We start from the raw sequence: 18,584 nt of genomic DNA, 5'->3' as shown, positions 1-18,584 counted from the left end.
GAAATTAATTATGTTAGACGAATCAGTATTAAACCATATAATCGAGATGCTCGAAAAAGGTGAGACCGAGCACGCCTTGGCGCACCTTGAAGCGCTTGAGACAGAAGGTTCGGACGAAGATCGGTTGGCGATTGCCGACCTATATCTCGAACTGGGCCTCGCCGACCGGGCTGTGAATTTACTAGCAGCACTGTATGTCGACTACGCGGGCAACCCGCACGTGGCGCTGTCGCTCGCTGAAGCGTATCTCGACAGCGACCGGGAAGAAGAAGCGATCGCCGTCCTTGAAACGATCGATGCGAGCGACAAAGAGGCGCACATGAGAAGTCTCGTCTTATTAGCTGATTTGTATCAATCGCAAGGACTTGACGAAGTCGCGGTCAAGAAATTGATGGAAGCGTTACAGGCGAATCCGGACGAGCCGCTGCTCGTCTATGGGCTGGCCGAACTATACGCCTCGATCGGTTCGTTTGAACAGGCGGTACCGCTCTATGCTCGCTTACCGCACTTGCGATTACCCGAAGAACTCGATTATCAAGCCGATTACGCTGAAGCACTGACGATGATCGGCTCGTTTGAAGAAGCGCTCGATGAATTCGAGAAGACAGAGAACCGCAATCTGAACACCGTGTTCGGACATGCGATGACGGCCCACCGCATCGGACGTGATGAGGTCGCCATCAAACAGTTCGAAGAGCTCCGCTTGATGGACCCTGACTTTACATCGCTTTACTTGCCGTATACGGAAGCACTCGAGGAACTCGGTCGCATCGATGAAGCGCTCGAAGTGATCGATCAAGGGATCGACCGTGACGACTATAACGATGAGCTGCGCACTGTCAAAGCGAAGCTGTTCTTGAAGCAAGGGCGCACAGACGAAGCGGTCAATGAACTCCGCGAAGCGCTCGCCTTGAACCCGGAATCGCTTCAAGCGACCGAACTGCTGTTGTCAATCTTGTTCGAAGCGGGAGACATGGAAGCCGTGCTCGAGACGATCGATGCGCTCGAGGAGCACTCGACGTCGACGCTCATGACGTGGTACAAGGCGAAAGCCGCCTATGAACTCGAGGACTATGAGCAGGCCGTCAATCTATACACATCGATCGAACAAGTTTATAAAGAGGACGTGTCATTTTCGACTGAATGGGCTACACTATTGGTAGAAGAAGGACAGCGTGACAAGGCGCAGCGTGTGCTCGAGCAAACGCTTGCGCTCACCGTGGATATGATCGACCGCCAAATTCTCGAAGAGCGGATCGACTTGTTGACGGATCGCGATTAATCAATATAAAGGAGATGGGGTCATATGGTCGAGCGGAAAAAGAATTTTTTAAAGCGATTCCTCGCTCATCATACGCTTCGTAAGCGAGAGGCCAAATGGATCATTGATTATTGGCTTAGACATCCTGAAAAACTTGGGAACGTTCATTTCGTGACGAACGCCTCGGTTTCACCGCGCAGCCTCGTCATGACGGCGTACGGCTTCGAAGGGGAACCGTTCCGTTACCGACGAGGTGACCTCATCACGGTCAATCCGGAAAAGGCGTACCATGACATTCGGCTCCACGACGGGACGATTTATGTCGAACTAAACTTTCAAGGGATGATGATTGATGAGAGTTGGATCGACATCGTCGAGCTCAATCCGTTTGAGCCTGTCGCCGAGATTAAAGACGAAGTGACGAACTCGGCCCAGACGGTCATTCGAGCATCGGTCGCCCAGTTCGAGGAAGAGCGTCTGCTCGTCGAGATCGACGAGGCGCTTGATCGCCGGGACGAGAAGCTGTTTCGTAATTTGACGAGCAAACTTCATCAAGTGAGAGCATCGAAATTATTTTAGGAAAAACAAGCGCTTCCGTTATGGAAAGCGCTTGTTTTTTGGTATATTAATGACGTAGGAATACACAATAATTTCACATTTCGTTCATAACTTTCGAGAGGAAGCGAATGTAGGTACGCTACAATGGACATGATGATGTATGTCTTCTAAAGAGAGGAGGAGGAAGATGAGGTTCGATGGCATGGATGCGTTGAAATCGCTGACCGAACGCCAATACGTCGATACGCTCATCGTCCCACTCGTCGAACTGGCGTTTGATGAGGAGATGGTGCGTAAAGCCGAAAGCTACGAGGTCGTCCAAGCGGTGGCGCTTGAAACCGAACGACAGCTGTCTGGACGGACGATGCTGAATCCGACGCTTAGCTATCTCGATGTCGAGGCCGGGTACGAATTTGCATGCGCAGTCATGACAAAAGCAACGACGGCCGGGTTTGCCCACGTGTTGTTCATCTCTTCAGACGTTCGCTTCAAAGCGTTCGAGTTACCGGTCATATTCGTTCCGCCGCTTGCCTTGAAAGGCATGTCGGGGGAGCAGTCGCACACGATGGTCCAAAATTTTGCGACGCAAGTCATTACAGAGCTTTCGGGCCGTTGGATGGCGACATGAAGCGGTTGACGTAGAGGTTTTATTGATATACTATTTTGGTGAGTGAGAAATTTTTGTGAAGAATGCATAAAGAATTATGGGGTTATGCACACGAATGAGGGGGGAACCAAATGGCTCAAAATGGGTCAAAAGTCACGCGCCGTCAGTTCTTAACGTATACGTTAACTGGTGTAGGTGGCTTTATGGCGGCAACATTGATCAGTCCGATGGTCAACTTTGCGATCGATCCGGTCTTGAAAAAATCGGGTGCGGGCGACAAAGTGAAGGTCATGAGTCTTGACGACATCACGACTGAGCCGCAACGTGTCGACTTTAAAAAACAAACGCAAGACGCTTGGTATGAATTTGAAGAAACACTTTCAGCATGGGTGTTCAAAGACGAGAACGGTGAAGTAATCGCACTCTCTCCTATCTGTACGCATCTTGGCTGTCAAGTAGGTTATGGTGGAGATCCGACAAGACCGTCAGAATTTTTCTGTCCGTGTCACTTCGGGCGTTACGAAAAAGACGGAACGAACATTCCGGGTACACCTCCGACATCACCGCTGGCACGCTATGAAAAAGAAGAAAAAGACGGCTTCCTATACTTGGGCAGTCCAGTCGCACAGTTGTGAGAGGGGGAAATAGTCGATGTTACAAAAAATTTATGATTGGGTCGATGAACGCGTCGACATCACGCCGTTATGGCGCGACATCGCTGACCATGAAGTACCGGAACACGTCAACCCTGCCCATCACTTTTCAGCATTTGTTTATTGCTTCGGCGGTCTGACATTTTTCACGGTCGTGATTCAAATTCTGTCAGGGATGTTCTTGACGATGTACTACGTTCCAGATATCATCAATGCCCACGCATCGGTGTATTACTTACAGAACGAAATCGCACACGGACAAATCGTTCGTGGGATGCACCATTGGGGCGCATCGGTCGCGATCGTCATGTTGTTCTTACACACGCTCCGTGTGTTCTTCACCGGATCGTATAAGAAACCACGCGAACTCAACTGGGTCGTCGGAGTCCTCTTGTTCTTCGTCGTCTTGGCGCTCGGTCTTACAGGTTACTTGTTACCTTGGGATATGAAAGCGTTGTTCGCAACGAAAGTTACGCTTCAAATTGCCGAAAGTGTTCCTGTCATTGGTGGAATCGCCAAGACCCTTCTCGCCGGTGGTGAGATCGTCGGGGCACGGACGCTCACGAACTTCTTCGCCATTCACGTCTTCTTCTTACCGGCGGCCTTGTTCGGACTCCTCGGAGCCCACTTCCTGATGATTCGTAAACAAGGAATATCTGGACCGCTATAAGCCGATTCGAAGACAAAAAGGAGGAGAAACGATATGCATCGCGGTAAAGGGATGAAATTTGTAACCGACTCTCGAGTAGGAATCGGGAATCGGAAACAAAATATTGCAAAAGACTATTCTGAATATCCAGGACGCACAGAAGCGTTCTGGCCGAACTTCTTGCTTAAAGAGTGGATGGTCGGTTCGGTCTTCTTGATCGGATTCATCGCCTTGACGATCGTCGAGGCAGCACCGCTCCAAAACATCGCCGATCCAACGAACACGTCATACATTCCGTTACCGGACTGGTATTTCTTGTTCTTGTATCAATTGCTCAAGTATCAATTCGCGGCGGGGGACTGGATCCTTCTTGGAACGGTCATCTTGCCTGGGGTCGCGTTCACGGCGCTCTTGATCGCACCGTGGCTCGACCAAGGAATCGAGCGCAGGCCGGCCAAACGACCGGTCGCGATCAGCTTCATGCTGCTCGGGATTCTCTCGATCATGTACTTGACGTGGGAATCTGTTCAAACGACGCATTGGGATCAAGTTCATGAGCAAGGAATCTTAGTCGTACCGGGTGAAGGTCCGGAAATCGACACAGCCGCACCTGGCTATGAGATTTATGCAGCCCAGTCTTGTGTTAACTGTCACGGTCAAAACCTCGAGGGCGGGGCGGCAGCTCCAGGACTCATCGGAACGGCCTACACGGCTGAAGAGATCGCGGAGATCGCGGTCAACGGTGTCGGCACGATGCCGGCCGGTCAGTGGGACGGTTCGGATGAAGACCTCCAAGCCATGTCCGAGTTCCTCGCCTCATACGGTGAAGGCGGCGAAAATAACCAGTAAGCAATCGAGTGTAGTCCCCTATGGGCTACACTCTTTTACTTATCGGTCACGCAAGCTACAATAAAGAAAAAAAGGACGGAATGATTTCATGAACTATACGATGTGGCTTCCCTTTCTAAAACATAAAGCCGTTTTAACATTCCTCTTCATCGTCAATCTGCTCGGCACGATTTACGGATACGTCTGGTATGAACCACAGCTTCGCGACACGCCGCTCATCTATTGGCCGTTCGTACCGGACAGCCCGACGGCGTCACTATTTTTCACAATCGTCCTGGCGCTGTGGCTGCTCAAGAAAAGCTCACCGCTCATCGAGACACTCGCCTTCATCACACTCGTCAAATACGGGGTCTGGGCCGTCGTCATGAACGTCATGTTCCTCATGAAGCTAGGAGACGACGCGGATACGTTCATCGTGCTCATGGCCGTCATGCTCATGCTGTCTCACGGTGCGATGGCGGTCCAGGCGTTTCTATACGCCCCGTTCATGCGTTGGACCGTGTCGTCGTTCGTCTTGACGCTCATCTGGGTCATCCATAACGACGTCGTCGACTACGTGCTCGGACAATGGCCGCGTTATCCGTCGCTCGCCGAGCATATTATGTGGATCGGCTACGGGTCGTTCTGGTTGACGGGAATATGTTTTTTTGTGGGATACCGACTCATCCTGCGCGCTTCGCTTGATAATAAGTTCATAAGAATGTAAAATCGAGATATCAAATATACGCAGAGGTGATATAGAAAATGTCATTAGGTGGCTATATTTTCTATCTCGCGCTGATCATGCTCATCCCGTTATGGGCCCAGATGCGAGTGAAAAGTACGTACAAAAAGTTTTTACAACAACCACTTCAAAGCGGTGTCACCGGCGCTCAAGTCGCTGACTTCATCATGAAACAAAACGGTGTGCACGATGTCCGCATCGAGATGGTCGACGGTTTGATGAGTGACCATTACGACCCGACGCATAAAGTCGTCCGCTTGTCGCGCGAAGTGTATCAAGGATCAACGATCTCGTCGGCAGCGATCGCGGCCCATGAGATCGGTCACGTCGTCCAAGACGCGACGGACTATAAGATGATGCGTGTCCGCCATCGGCTCGTGCCGGTCGTGAACATCACGTCAAACTTGTCGTTCCCGCTGCTCATAGGAGGTTTCCTCTTAGGTGCGATGGGACTTGCCCAGCTCGGTGTCGTCATGATGCTCGGGGCGGTCTTGTTCCAACTCGTCACGCTCCCGGTCGAATTTGACGCCTCGAAACGCGCCATGGCCGAACTGACGAGCCACGGGATCGTGACCGCGACGGAAGAGTCAGGTGCCCGTAAAGTGTTGAACGCGGCTGCTTGGACTTATGTCGCAGCGACACTTGTCGCGGTTGCCGAACTGATCCGTCTCGCACTGATCGTCTTTATGCCACGCGATGAATAGAATCGATCCCGTCGACTGACGGGATTTTTTTGTGTGAGGAGGGGAATTGTATGGCAAAACCACAGTTGACGAAGTCAGGCCGTCTTCGTCTCATCGAACAGCTCGAGTCGCTCCGCGGAAGCGGTCGGAGCGAGGCGCTCGAACGAGTGAAGACGGCGCGCAAATTTTGTGACTTTAGAGAAGACGTGACGTACTTTGAGGCGATCCGGGAACAGGAGCGCATCGAGGCGAAAATTGTTGAACTCGAGCGCGTGCTTGCCGACGCGATGATCGAGGATGATGCGCCAACGGATCGCGTCGGTTTCGGAGTGGAGGTATGGATCCGGGAACTGCCGGACGGTGAGGACGAGACGTATCGGATCGTCGGTGAGCTCGAGGCTGATTTGGCGAACGGGACGATCTCGGTCTCGTCCCCGCTCGGAAGCGGCTTGATCGGAAAACGAGTCGGGGAGACCGCTAGTATCGATTCGCCGGGCGGTGCCCTTTACTTTGAAATTAAACGGATCGAACGATAGAGAGGGCGTCCGCATAAAAAAGACGAACACATCTCCAAATTAGGGATGTGTTCGTCTTTTTTATTTGAGCGGTACGCGATTCTCGTCGAACGTGAACCCTTCGCCGCCGACTTCGTATACGTGATGGAACGTGACGAAAGCGTGCGGGTCAATCTGTTTGACGATCGTCTTGAGGCGGTTGACCTCGTTGCGTCCGACGACGACGTAAATCACTTCGAGCTCTTTATTCGAATAGCCGCCTTTCGCGAGCAGACGGGTCGTCCCGCGGTTCATCGTCGCGTGGATGCCGTCGGCGATGGCGGTCCGGTGGTCGCTGATGATCATCGCGGCCTTACCGGCATATGTGCCTTCCTGCATCGAATCGATGACGCGGGCGCCGATATAGACGGCAAGGAGCGTATACATCGCCTCGCGGATGTCGAGATACGTCAAACTGAGGACGATGACGAAAAAGTCGAACACGAGGAACGTCTTGCCGATCGACCAACCGACGTAACGTTGGACGAGGCGAGCGATAATATCGATGCCCCCGGTCGTCCCGCCGTTGTTGAAAATGATGCCGAGACCGACGCCGATGAACAGACCGGCAAATAAACTCGCGAGCACCATGTCATCGGTCAAATCGATGACGAGGTTCGAGTACTTGGCGATCAGCCCATACCAGAGCGAAAAGCTGAACGTCCCGACGAGCGTATAGATGAACGTCGTCCGCCCGAGCAGCTTGTAGCTGACGAAGAAGAGCGGCAGATTGAGCGCCAAGTTCGTGATCGATGGCGACCAACCGAACAAGCCGCGCAGAATCAACGTGATCCCGGTGAAACCGCCTTCGGCCAAGTTGTTTTGGACGTTAAAATGAAACACGCCGAATGCAAAAATGAATGAACCGATGAGAATAAAGAATATATTGCGAAACCGAATCGGTAATTGTACCGTCATGTGGTTCACCTCCCATCCATAAGCGTACTCGAAAAACCTGTGGATTGCCTACCCTGAACATATGACATTCGACAGTGAGTCCGATATACTTTTCACAGAAGAGGTGATTTTTTATGAAAATAGTAGCAATCGGGGCCCATCCGGACGATATCGAAATCGGCATCGCCGGCATGACGGCCCAGTGGACGGGTGATCGCATCCCAGTCCTGTACGTCGATTTGACGCGGGCCGAACTGTCGTCGAACGGCGATGTCGTCACGCGGGCACAGGAAGCGGCAACAGCCGATAGAATTCTCGGCGTCCGTCGCATCAATCTCGGTTTCCCTGACCGTGGCCTGCTCGGGACAGCCGACCAAATTGAAACGCTCGTCCGCTTGATCCGGACCGAGCGACCGACGCATCTGCTCTATCCGTACGGCGTCGACCGCCATCCCGACCACGGGGCGTGCGCCCGTCTCGTCGAAGAGGCGCTGTTCAACGCCGGGATTCGCAAATATATGTCCGACGTCCCGGCTTACCGTCCGGACAGCGTCTATCAATACATGATCAACGCCCACGTGCGACCGGACGTCTGCATCGACATCACGGCGACGCTCGATAAAAAAGTGGACGCGTTGACGTCATACGCAAGTCAATTCACACCAGTTGACGGCGTCGACACACCATTGACCGATGCGTACGTCGACCGCGTCGTCGCGCGCGACCGTCACTTCGGTAGCTTGATCGGCACGGACTACGCCGAAGGGCTCATGACCGTCAAACCATACGTCGTCACGCAGGCGGGTGAGCTCGCATGAAGCTACGTATCGGAGTCCTCTGTTATCCGTCGGTCGGAGGTTCAGGCATCCTCGCGACCGAGCTCGGGATGAAACTCGCCGACCGGGGGCACGACGTCCATTTCATCACGTCGAGCATCCCGTTCCGGTTGAATGCGTATCATCCGAACATCACGTTCCACCAAGTCGAGATCAACCAGTACTCGGTGTTCCGCTATCCTCCGTACGATATCACGCTCGCCTCGAAGATCGCGAGCGTCATCCGTGCGTTCGGCCTCGACGTCATCCACGCGCACTATGCGGTGCCCCATGCGGTTTGTGCCGCGCTCGGACGCGAGATGGCCGAGAGTAAGACGCCGATCGTCTCGACGCTCCACGGCACCGATATTACGGTGCTCGGGGAAGATGAAGAGTTGAAACCGGCGATCCTGTACGGTTTACGTCAGTCGGACGCGATCACGGCCGTGTCCGACAGTTTGAAGCGCGAGACGCTTGAGCGGATCGATGCAGGCCTTGAGATCGATGTCATCCATAACTTTATCGACGAATCGGTTTATCAGCCGCAAGCCGAGCCGTCGCTCCGTGAACGTTACGGCTTGTCAGCAGCCGACCGCGTCGTCATCCATATCTCGAACTTCCGACAAGTGAAGCGGATCGACCTCGTGCTCGAGGCGTTCCAGCGGATGAGCGTCCCGGGCAAGAAGTTGCTCCTCGTCGGTGACGGACCGCTCATGGGGGCGATGCGTCGACTCGTGAGCGAGATGGCGCTCGAAGACAGTGTCATCTTCGCCGGGAAACAAGAGCAAGTCGCGGCGTTGTTGTCGATCAGCGACGTCCATCTTCTGTTGTCGGACAAAGAGGCGTTCGGTCTCGTCGCTCTCGAGGCGTTAGCGACAGGCGTCCCATCGGTCGTCAGCGATGCCGGGGGCTTGCCGGAAGTGATCACGGACGGAGTGGACGGTTTTGTCGTCGCGCGCGGCGACGTCACAGCGGCCACGACCGCGCTCGAAGCGATCTTGCTCGACGATGCGCTCCATGCGAAACTGCGTGCCGGCGGTCTCGTGAAAGCGAGACAGTTCGCGTCTAAAGACATCGTCACGCAATATGAACGACTATACGAACAGGTGGTGCGCCGATGACAGAATGGGAGTATGCGAAACAAATCATAAAAAAAATCAACGACCACGGGGGCGAGGCGTACATCGTCGGCGGTGCCGTTCGTGACTACGTGCGCGGCACGCTTCCCGACGACATCGATATCGCGACGTCGTTGTTCCCGGAAGACGTCATGAAACTGTTCCCGAAATCGGTCCCGACCGGAATCGATCACGGGACGGTCACGGTCATCCTCGATCATCATCCGTTCGAGGTGACGACGTTCCGTTCGGAAGGGACGTATTCGGACTCGCGACGCCCCGACCACGTCTCGCTCGGCGTCACGCTCGAAGAGGACATGTTGCGCCGCGACTTCACGATGAACGCGATGGCGTTCCATGACGGCAACGTCGTCGACTTGTTCGGCGGCCGGCTTGACCTCGAGGCGCGGATTATCCGGACCGTCGGGAGCCCGTACGAACGGTTCGGGGAAGACGCGCTCCGGATCATGCGTGCGTTTCGGTTCATGTCCCAGCTCGACTTCACGCTCGCTGATGATGTGCGGAACGCGGCGAGGACGCTCGGCCACAAATTGCAAGACATCGCGATGGAACGCATCGCCATCGAGTTCGAGAAGTTGATGACGGGACCTGCTTACCGCCGAGCGCTGACCGACCTTGTCGAGCTCGGCATCCATCAGTACTTACCGGACGTGTCCAAACAGCTCGTCCATCGTGTTATCGCTGACAGACGGGCACCAATCAACGCGGTCGGAGGCTGGGCGCTATTCGTCTATCACGCCGGAGACATCCGTTGGCTCTCGCCATGGAAGCGTTCGAACGCCTTGAAGCGGGAAGCGGGCGTATTGGCCAACCTGTTCGACTCCGGGCTCGATACGTTCACCGTATATGAGACGTCTCAAGCGACGCTCGAGACGTATTTGCGGATGACCGGGAGCACGGAATCGTCCGACGCCTTGAAACGTGTGCTCCCGATCCAGTCACGGCGGGAGCTCCGGTTCGACGGTCGCGATGCGCTTCAGGTCGGGGCGAGCGGCGCACGGATCAAGCACTTGCTCGCCGACCTCGAACGGCGCGTCGTCCTCGGCGAGTTAGCTAACGAGGAACAAACGTTACGAGAGGAGGCGGTCATGTGGCTTCAACGAGAGGAAAGGTCTTAAACTTGCTCCAAGACGGGGCGGTGTGGAGCGGACAGGAATTGGCCCGCCAATTAAATATTTCACGTACCGCTATTTGGAAACATATCGAGACGTTAAAACAAGACGGTTACGACATCGAAACGATCCCGCGTAAAGGGTATCAACTGTTCGGACGGACGGACCGGCTCGATGAACCGGCGTTCGTCTCGTTCCGGCACGGCCGGTTCGGGCAACACGTCTACGCCTACGACCAAGTCGACACGACGCAGCGCATCGCCCACGAACTCGCCCAAAAAGGGGCGCTTGAGGGGACGCTCGTCATCAGCGAAGAACAGACGGCAGGGCGCGGCCAACTCGGGCGTAGTTGGCACAACCCGAGCCACGTCAATATCGCGGCTAGTATCATCCTTCGTCCGGCGCTGCCGATTCGGGAAGCGTCGAAGCTGACGCTCATGGCGGCGAGCGCTTTCGCCCGGTCGCTAAGGCAACAAGGCGTCCCGGCATTTATCAAATGGCCGAACGACCTTCTCGTGAACGGGAAGAAGATCGGCGGGATTTTGACCGAGATGCAAACTGAAGGCGACCGCATCCAAGCCGTCATCCTCGGCTTCGGATTGAACGTCAATACGGAGTCGATCCCGACTGACCTGGTTCACCGGGCGACGTCGATCAAATTGGAGACGGGCGTCGCGTTACGACGCAGTGAAGTGCTCGCCGATCTATTGGCCGAGCTCGAGACCGAATATGACGCGTTGCTCGAATCCGGGTTCGGCCCGGTCCGCGACAACTGGCTAGAGCACGCCGCTTATTTGAATGAAGAAGTGACGTTGACCGCCTCGGGGGAGTCTAAACGCGGTATCATGCGCGGCATCTCAGAACAGGGGGCGCTCCTGCTCGAGCGTCATGGTGCCATCGAAGCCATCTATTCCGCTGAAATCGCAGTCTGGAATGATTGATGGAAACGTATTCGTGGTCTATAATGAACGTGTCGGACGCTATCGCAAGAAGTGTACCGGAATTGCAGACCGTCGTTTTAGTTAATTGTCTGCCTTGATCATTTTGACAGGGACAGAAGGACACTCAACCTTGAGTTCGTTTTCGTGCGCCTTCTTGCCAATCGTGTAAGAAGGCGTTTTTCCTTTCCTGTCTCCACATTTAGGAGGAGAACATATGCATACGATGACTTCATTATTGAAAAAGATGAAGCAAGAAGAGAAGTTGGTCATGTTGACCGCTTACGATTATCCGTCGGCGAAACTGGCCGAAGCGGCGGGAGTGGACATCATTCTTGTCGGAGACTCACTAGGAATGGTCGTGCTCGGTTACGACTCGACGATCCCGGTGACGATTCATGATATGGTCCACCATGCCAAAGCGGTGCGCCGCGGGGCGAAGGACACGTTCGTCGTCGTCGATATGCCGTTCGCGACGTATCACGGTGATTTCGACCGAACGCTTCAAGCGGCGGCGACATTGTTCCAAGACGGACACGCCGACGCCATCAAACTTGAAGGGGCGGGCGAAGTGCTCGAGACGATCGAACGATTGACGAAAGTCGGCATGCCGTGTGTCGCCCATCTCGGGCTCACGCCACAATCGGTCGGCGTGCTCGAAGGCTATAAAGTCCAAGGGAAGTCGCTTGAGGATGCCGAGCAACTGATCAACGACAGCCTCGAGGCCGAACGGGTCGGGGCGAAAATGCTCGTTCTCGAGTGTGTGCCGCATCAACTCGCTAAAAAAATCGCCGAAGCGCTTCACATCCCGGTCATCGGGATTGGTGCCGGTGCCGACGTCGATGGGCAGGTGCTCGTCTATCACGACGTCTTGAAGTATGGCGTCGACCGTCTCCCGAAATTTGTCGAGGCGTACGCCGACGTGAACGCGGTCGCGACGAGTGCCATCGGCTCTTACGTCCAAGCGACGAAAGACGGCTCGTTCCCGCTCGAACGCCACACGTTCACGATGGACGAGACGCTGCTCGACACGTTGTACGGTGGCAAAGCATGAGGATCGTCACCGATCCGATGTCGTTACGTGAAACTCTGTCCGACGGGTTGACCGTCGGCTTTGTGCCGACGATGGGTTACCTGCATGAAGGACACTTGAGTCTCGTCGAGGCGGCCAAACGCGAGAATGATCGCGTCGTCATGAGCATCTTCGTCAATCCGACCCAATTTGGGCCGAATGAAGACCTCGATCGTTATCCGAGAGATTTTGAACGGGACGAACAGTTGGCGCGAGAAGCGGGGGTAGACGTACTATTTTATCCGGATACCGCGACGATGTATCCGCTCGATATGGCGCGCGTGACGGTGCGTACCGGAGCCGACGTCTTATGCGGCGCCAGCCGGCCCGGTCATTTTGACGGTGTATTGACGGTCGTCTCAAAACTGTTCAACTTGGTGCGGCCGACGCGTGCTTACTTCGGCTTGAAGGACGCCCAACAAGTCGCACTGATCGAGGGATACGTCCGGGACTATTTCGTGCCGGTCGAGATTATCCGCTGTCCGATCATTCGTGAGGACTCGGGACTCGCCAAGTCGTCGCGTAACGTCTACTTGTCTGAAACGGAACGGATTGACGCGAGCGACATCAATCGAGCACTCATCGAGGCGCGTGACGCGTTGACTGAAGGGGTCGCGATCACGTCGGTACAAGAACGACTCGTCGAACGGCTGTCGGCAATCCCGAACAGTACGATCGACTATGTCGAACTAGTCGACTATCCGACGCTTTCGCACGTGACAGACTCGTCGACAGAACTGTTGATTGCAGTGGCGGTGCAGTTTGAACGCGCCCGCTTGATTGATAATACGATTTGGAAGAGAGGGTGAATCAAATGATTCGAACATTTATGCACGCCAAGCTACACAAGGCGACCGTGACCGAGGCGAATTTACACTACGTCGGCTCGATTACGATCGATGAGGATTTGATGGACGCGGTCGGGATTATGGAAAATGAGCACGTCCACATCACGAACAACCATAACGGCGCCCGCATTGAGACATACGTCATCAAGGGTGAGCGCGGTTCAGGCGTTATCTGCCTAAACGGGGCAGCGGCCCGCCATTTCCAAGTCGGCGATGTCGTCATCATCATGGCCTACGGTCAGATGACGGCTGAAGAGGCGAGATCGCATCGTCCGAAAGTTGCGGTGTTGAACGATCGCAACGAAGTCGATCAACTGTTGTACGAAGAAATCGCACATACGATTCTATGAACAGAGCGGGGATGCCCTTAGAGGCAACCCCGTTTTTTCGTGCATCGTTCTATGGTAAGATGAGACAGACAGAAAGAGACAGAAAGCACGAGCGTGCCGAAGATGGGATGGATGTTATGGACACTTATGTGATAGTGGATTTAGAGACGACCGGTCATTCCGTCAAATCCGGCGATGAACTGATTGAATTCGCGGCGGTGGTCGTACAAGGTAGTGAAGTGATTGAGCGCTACAGTACGTTGATTCGACCGAGTCGTCCAATCCCTCCTTTTATCACGCAGTTGACGACGATAACAGATCAGGATGTGGCGTCTGCTCCGACGTTTGAAGACGTTATCCCTGATATTTGGAAGATGTTAGATGGGCGAGTGTTCGTTGCCCACAACGTTTCGTTTGATTTGAATTTTTTAAATGAGAGTTTAGAACTGGCAGGATATTTACCTTTCCAAGGGCGGGCCATCGATACGGTCGAACTCGCGCGCATCTTGTATCCGACACTTGAAAGCCACGCGCTCGAGTCACTCGCCGACACGTTCGACTTGGTGCACACGGACGCGCACCGCGCCCTCAGCGACGCTGAGGCGACCGCGGAGTTGTTTATTCAACAACTCGATCGTCTGCGGACGCTACCGGTCGTGACGCTAAAACAGTTGCGCCGTCTGTCCGAGTCGTGGACGAGCAACATCGAGCCGTTGCTCGATGATCTCATCGTCGAGATTGGTATTCGACCAGATGACGAGACGACGTACGATATCCACCGGAAAATCGCACTCCGTCGCCTGACTGATTCGTTTGAGCCGGCGGTCGAGCGCGAACCGTTCGAACCGTTTCTTCATCGGACGATCGAAGAGACGCTTCCGTCACTGTTCGACCAATTCGAACCGAGACAAAGTCAATTCGAGATGATGCGGCACGTCTATAAGGCGCTCGACGATGAGGCGACGCTTCTCATCGAGGCCGGGACCGGCACAGGCAAGACGTTAGCCTACTTGATCCCGAGCGCGCATCACGCCCTTGAGACGAAACGCCCGGTCGTCGTCAGCACGCATACGATCCAATTACAAGAACAGCTGCTCAACCGGGACTTGCCGATCTTAAAAGCCATCTTCCCGGAAATCGAGTTCACGCTTTTGAAAGGAAGACGCAACTATATCGATCTCCGGAAGTTTGAGATGGTGCTCGAGGAGACGAATGACGGGATGCTCTCGGCGATGTGCAAGGCGATGGTGCTCGTCTGGTTGACCGAGACGGAGACAGGGGACTTGGAAGAGTTGTCACTCCCTGGAGCTGCGACACAAGGACCGGCTTCGTTCAAACGGCTCATTCAAGCCGACGCGGCAACGGACTTCGGCCGCTTCGATCCTTGGTATAGCCGTGACTTCTTCACGCGGGCCGTCCTGCGTTCGAAAGAGGCGGACATTATCGTCACGAATCACGCGTTGCTCTTCTCGGATCTGCAGCATCAGGCCGGGATTCTCCCGACCGACACGCCGCTCATCTTGGACGAGGCGCACCAAGTCGAAGAGGTCGCCTCGCATCATTTCGGCGTCACGTTCGACGCGATCCAGTTCGATCGCTTATTCAAATGGTTCGGCTACGGGGCCGACGGAAAGTTCCATTCCCGGCTGCTGCAACTTGCCGACTTGACGTCCGTGTCCGAAGAGACGGAAGCGTTCAGTAAAGAGACCGACCAGGCGTTAGCCCAAATCGATGTCGAACTAGACGACCTGTTGACGGCGCTCCAGTCGCTCGGCAAGAAAAAAGATCAACGGCAAACCGTTCGCTTCGAACGGGAAGGTGACGTGTTCCGACCGATCCGTGAAGTGGCGAAGCGGCTTGAGAACCGTTTACGGACGCTTCGGATGTCGCTCCGGCAGATGCTTCGTCTTCTCGATGAGCATAAAGAGCATATGACGTTCAAGCAACGCGCCGTGATCGGTGACTTGAAGGCGTTCATCGGTGACGTGCGGGAGATTGAGAGCGTGCTGTATGAAACGATGCTCACCCGCGACGACGACGCTGTCAGTTGGGTCGAGTTGAACTTGGCCAACCGCAAATTGACCTCGGTCTATACGCAACCTGTCGAAATCGGGCCGTTGCTCCATGAGCGCTTGTTTACGAAACGGCCGACGATTTTGACGTCGGCGACGATGACCGTGTCCGGTCGCTTCGGCTTTATCGAGCGCAGGCTCGGTCTCGACGGGCAGGACGTGAGACGGGTCGTCCTCGCTTCGCCGTTTGACTTCAAGAAACAGGCGAAATTGTTCGTCCCGTCAGACATCCCGTTGATCAACGAAGTGCCGTTACCGCATTTCGTCGATCAAATCGCCGCTTCGATTGCCCGGATTGCCAACGTGACGAAAGGACGCATGCTCGTCTTGTTCACGTCGAACGAGCTGTTACGTTTGACGCACGAGGCGGTGAGACATCAGCTAGACGACGCGTATACGTTGCTTGCCCAAGGCGTCAGCGGCGGCTCGCGTAGCCGTTTGACGAAGCAGTTCAAACGAATCGATCAGTCGATTTTGTTCGGGACGGCCAGCTTCTGGGAAGGGGTCGATATCCCGGGCGAAGCGCTCACCTGCCTCGTCATCGTGCGTCTCCCGTTCGCCCCACCCGACCAACCGGTCATTCAGGCGCGGTCCGAAAAAATTGAAGCGACCGGGAAGTCGTCGTTTTTCGAACTGTCACTTCCGCAAGCGGTCATCCGCTTCAAACAAGGCGTCGGTCGCCTCATTCGCTCGAAAGAGGATTACGGCGCTATCTTCGTCTTCGACCGCCGTGTCGAGACGACGCGTTACGGGAAACAGTTTCTCAATAGTCTACCGGCTGTCGACCGGATCGAAGGATCGCTCGAGACGTCACTGGCCGAGCTCGAACTGTTTTTAGATGAGAAAGAAGAGACGACTCTAGGAAATCAGAGATAACGCTAGGCAGCGTGAAATTATCGCTTTATAATGATGGGTATAGTGTTTTGAAGGAGGAGTAAACATGAATTCGAATATTGAGACGCTCGCGACCGTTCGGATCGAGCCGACGGCAGACGTGTACAAAATCGTCGACCTATTGAATCGTACACTGAAGAGCCAAGATTTGATGTTCGGTCTTGCACTAGAGAAAAAAGTGAATGATCCGAAGAAAGAAGAGATGGTGTTCACCATCTATCGGACAGAATGACGCGGAAGACAAAAGTAGTGGTTGCTCTTATGACGGCACTCATCGGTGTCGTCATCGTGTTTAGTGGGATTTATTGGTTCACGGTCGGTCATACGGAACGGACAAAACAAAACATGATCGCGGAAGCGCGCGATCGTCTTGAGGCCGAACAGCCGACGGTCCGGATCGAACGGGCTGAGCTCTTTAACGGGACGGAACCGTACGTCGTCTTCGAGGAGACGGACCGCGTCCTGTTCGTGCCGGTCGACAGTAAGCAACCGATCGAGACGCGTGAGATCGAGTCGGTCGACTTAGATAAAGTCTGTGCCGATTCGCTCGAGGAGACCGGTGGTACGCTCGTCAGTTGTAAGTACGGGTTTGACGAGCGGGCGCTCATCGAAGTCGTGACGAAATCAGGGGCGACGTATACGTATTCCTATTACACGCTTCAAACCGGAGACTTTATAAGACGGGTCCAACTGGCGGATTCGAACTGAACGAGATTAGAGGAGGATATCGATGGAACATCTATTGGCAAGACGTGTAAAACAGTTAACACCTTCGACGACGCTCGCGATCACGGCGAAAGCGAAAGCATTGAAAGCTTCGGGACAAGACGTCATCGGACTCGGGGCCGGTGAGCCGGACTTCAATACGCCTGAACGAATTATTGAGGCCGCATGCAAGGCTGCACGTGACGGCGATACGAAGTATACGCCTTCAGGCGGAACGGTCGCTTTAAAAGATGCCATCATCGAGAAGACGAAACGCGACAGCGACCTCACGTTCGAGCGTAACGAGGTCATGGTCGCCTCAGGGGCGAAACATGCGTTATACGCCTTGTTCCAAGCGATTCTCGACGAAGGTGATGAAGTCATCATCCCGGTCCCGTATTGGGTGAGTTATCCGGAACAAGTGAAACTTGCCGACGGTGTCCCGGTCTATGTGGAGACGACCGAGGCGACGACGTTCAAACTGACGCCAGAATCACTTGAAGCCGCCATCACAGACCGGACGAAAGCGGTCATCTTGAACAGCCCGTCCAACCCGACCGGTATGATCTATACGGAGTCAGAGTTGGTCGCGCTCGCCGAAGTCGTCAAGCGCCACGACCTGCTCGTCGTCAGTGACGAGATCTATGAGAAGCTCATCTATGGCGATAGCGAGTTCGTCTCGATCGCCACGCTTCCTGACATGCGTGAGCGGACGATCATCATCAACGGGGTCTCGAAGTCACATGCGATGACCGGGTGGCGCATCGGGTACGCGATTGGAGACAAGACGATCATCGAAGCGATGACGAACCTCGCATCGCACTCGACGTCGAATCCGACGTCGATCGCCCAAGCGGCGGCCGTCGAGGCGTACAACGGCTCGCAAGATGATGTCGAGATGATGCGGGTCTCATTTGAAGAGCGCCTTGAGATCGTCTATGAGCGATTGATCAACATACCAGGCATCACGTGCCTGAAACCGCAAGGGGCATTCTACTTATACGCCAACGCCAAACAAGCCGCGTCGATGAGCGGCTACGACTCGGTCGACGCATGGTGCGAAGCAGTGCTCGGTGAAGCATTCGTCGCGCTCGTGCCGGGATCGGGCTTTGGGCAGGATGATTACGTCCGCTTGTCTTATGCAACAGAACTGAAGCGAGTACTAGAAGCGCTCGATCGAGTGGAAAACTTTATCAAGAGTAGCGCTCGATAAGCGAAAGGATGG

The 18,584-nt window shown here is 54.6% G+C and carries 21 protein-coding genes; 20 read left to right on the top strand and 1 reads right to left on the bottom strand.

Features of this window, described 5'->3' with window-relative positions:
* Nucleotides 1-10: 10 nt before the first annotated feature.
* From EVJ21_RS01950 to EVJ21_RS01910, 9 genes are all read left to right on the top strand, one after another.
* Entirely contained in the window at nt 11-1,282 is a 1,272-nt protein-coding gene (locus EVJ21_RS01950) for a tetratricopeptide repeat protein (RefSeq protein WP_070327427.1), read from the top strand.
* A gap of 24 nt (nt 1,283-1,306) precedes the next feature.
* Nucleotides 1,307-1,840 carry a ReoY family proteolytic degradation factor gene (locus EVJ21_RS01945; RefSeq protein ID WP_016509965.1) on the top strand — a complete coding sequence of 178 codons (534 nt, stop codon included), beginning with the start codon at nt 1,307-1,309 and terminating at the stop codon, nt 1,838-1,840.
* Nucleotides 1,841-2,006: 166 nt separating this feature from the next.
* Nucleotides 2,007-2,447, top strand: coding sequence for a DUF2487 family protein (locus EVJ21_RS01940; protein ID WP_236633388.1), 441 nt, complete (start codon nt 2,007-2,009; stop codon nt 2,445-2,447).
* A gap of 110 nt (nt 2,448-2,557) precedes the next feature.
* Nucleotides 2,558-3,061, top strand: coding sequence for a QcrA and Rieske domain-containing protein (locus EVJ21_RS01935; RefSeq protein ID WP_131465232.1), 504 nt, complete (start codon nt 2,558-2,560; stop codon nt 3,059-3,061).
* Between the two features lie 16 nt (nt 3,062-3,077).
* Nucleotides 3,078-3,749 (top strand): menaquinol-cytochrome c reductase cytochrome b subunit, encoded by a 672-nt coding sequence (gene qcrB / locus EVJ21_RS01930; protein ID WP_016509980.1) that lies wholly within the window; start codon nt 3,078-3,080, stop codon nt 3,747-3,749.
* Between the two features lie 33 nt (nt 3,750-3,782).
* On the top strand, nt 3,783-4,577 hold the full coding sequence (locus EVJ21_RS01925; protein ID WP_070327424.1) for a menaquinol-cytochrome c reductase cytochrome b/c subunit: 795 nt from the start codon (nt 3,783-3,785) through the stop codon (nt 4,575-4,577).
* 88 nt (nt 4,578-4,665) lie between these two features.
* Nucleotides 4,666-5,283 carry a DUF1405 domain-containing protein gene (locus EVJ21_RS01920; protein ID WP_131489821.1) on the top strand — a complete coding sequence of 206 codons (618 nt, stop codon included), beginning with the start codon at nt 4,666-4,668 and terminating at the stop codon, nt 5,281-5,283.
* A gap of 38 nt (nt 5,284-5,321) precedes the next feature.
* Complete coding sequence (locus EVJ21_RS01915) at nt 5,322-6,005, top strand: zinc metallopeptidase (RefSeq protein WP_070327422.1); 684 nt, start codon at nt 5,322-5,324, stop codon at nt 6,003-6,005.
* A gap of 50 nt (nt 6,006-6,055) precedes the next feature.
* Entirely contained in the window at nt 6,056-6,520 is a 465-nt protein-coding gene (locus tag EVJ21_RS01910) for a GreA/GreB family elongation factor (protein WP_131489820.1), read from the top strand.
* A 60-nt stretch (nt 6,521-6,580) separates the two neighbouring features.
* Here the strand turns inward: EVJ21_RS01910 and EVJ21_RS01905 are convergent, their stop codons facing one another.
* A complete protein-coding gene (locus EVJ21_RS01905) occupies nt 6,581-7,456 on the bottom strand; it encodes a YitT family protein (RefSeq protein WP_016509982.1) in 876 nt (291 codons plus the stop codon).
* Between the two features lie 113 nt (nt 7,457-7,569).
* Between EVJ21_RS01905 and bshB1 the strand changes: the two genes are divergently transcribed.
* The 11 genes from bshB1 (at nt 7,570) to EVJ21_RS01850 (ending at nt 18,572) form a co-directional block, all read left to right on the top strand.
* A complete protein-coding gene (gene bshB1 / locus EVJ21_RS01900) occupies nt 7,570-8,253 on the top strand; it encodes a bacillithiol biosynthesis deacetylase BshB1 (protein ID WP_131465226.1) in 684 nt (227 codons plus the stop codon).
* On the top strand, nt 8,250-9,371 hold the full coding sequence (gene bshA / locus EVJ21_RS01895) for an N-acetyl-alpha-D-glucosaminyl L-malate synthase BshA (RefSeq protein ID WP_131489819.1): 1,122 nt from the start codon (nt 8,250-8,252) through the stop codon (nt 9,369-9,371). The genes bshB1 and bshA overlap by 4 nt, the downstream gene beginning before the upstream one ends.
* Nucleotides 9,368-10,507 carry a CCA tRNA nucleotidyltransferase gene (locus EVJ21_RS01890; RefSeq protein ID WP_070327418.1) on the top strand — a complete coding sequence of 380 codons (1,140 nt, stop codon included), beginning with the start codon at nt 9,368-9,370 and terminating at the stop codon, nt 10,505-10,507. Before bshA ends, EVJ21_RS01890 begins: the two co-directional genes overlap by 4 nt.
* Entirely contained in the window at nt 10,480-11,442 is a 963-nt protein-coding gene (locus tag EVJ21_RS01885; RefSeq protein ID WP_131456111.1) for a biotin--[acetyl-CoA-carboxylase] ligase, read from the top strand. Before EVJ21_RS01890 ends, EVJ21_RS01885 begins: the two co-directional genes overlap by 28 nt.
* A gap of 214 nt (nt 11,443-11,656) precedes the next feature.
* Nucleotides 11,657-12,493, top strand: coding sequence for a 3-methyl-2-oxobutanoate hydroxymethyltransferase (gene panB, locus EVJ21_RS01880; protein ID WP_070327416.1), 837 nt, complete (start codon nt 11,657-11,659; stop codon nt 12,491-12,493).
* Nucleotides 12,490-13,320 (top strand): pantoate--beta-alanine ligase, encoded by an 831-nt coding sequence (gene panC, locus EVJ21_RS01875; protein ID WP_131489818.1) that lies wholly within the window; start codon nt 12,490-12,492, stop codon nt 13,318-13,320. Before panB ends, panC begins: the two co-directional genes overlap by 4 nt.
* 5 nt (nt 13,321-13,325) lie before the next feature.
* Complete coding sequence (panD, locus tag EVJ21_RS01870; RefSeq protein WP_070327414.1) at nt 13,326-13,709, top strand: aspartate 1-decarboxylase; 384 nt, start codon at nt 13,326-13,328, stop codon at nt 13,707-13,709.
* A 116-nt stretch (nt 13,710-13,825) separates the two neighbouring features.
* Nucleotides 13,826-16,636 carry an ATP-dependent DNA helicase DinG gene (dinG, locus tag EVJ21_RS01865; RefSeq protein WP_131489984.1) on the top strand — a complete coding sequence of 937 codons (2,811 nt, stop codon included), beginning with the start codon at nt 13,826-13,828 and terminating at the stop codon, nt 16,634-16,636.
* Between the two features lie 64 nt (nt 16,637-16,700).
* On the top strand, nt 16,701-16,886 hold the full coding sequence (locus EVJ21_RS01860) for a YpmA family protein (RefSeq protein ID WP_016509977.1): 186 nt from the start codon (nt 16,701-16,703) through the stop codon (nt 16,884-16,886).
* A gap of 29 nt (nt 16,887-16,915) precedes the next feature.
* Complete coding sequence (locus EVJ21_RS01855; RefSeq protein WP_236633731.1) at nt 16,916-17,362, top strand: hypothetical protein; 447 nt, start codon at nt 16,916-16,918, stop codon at nt 17,360-17,362.
* 22 nt (nt 17,363-17,384) lie between these two features.
* Nucleotides 17,385-18,572: a pyridoxal phosphate-dependent aminotransferase gene (locus tag EVJ21_RS01850; protein ID WP_070327411.1), complete on the top strand. Its 1,188-nt coding sequence runs from the start codon at nt 17,385-17,387 to the stop codon at nt 18,570-18,572.
* Nucleotides 18,573-18,584: the final 12 nt, after the last annotated feature.

Origin of the sequence: Exiguobacterium sp. SH0S2 (assembly GCF_004337185.1) — a bacterium.
GTDB classification, from domain to species: Bacteria; Bacillota; Bacilli; order Exiguobacteriales; family Exiguobacteriaceae; genus Exiguobacterium; species Exiguobacterium aurantiacum_A.
The sequence above is the reverse complement of the archived record's forward strand: the minus strand, read 5'-3'. Positions and strand labels throughout refer to the sequence as shown.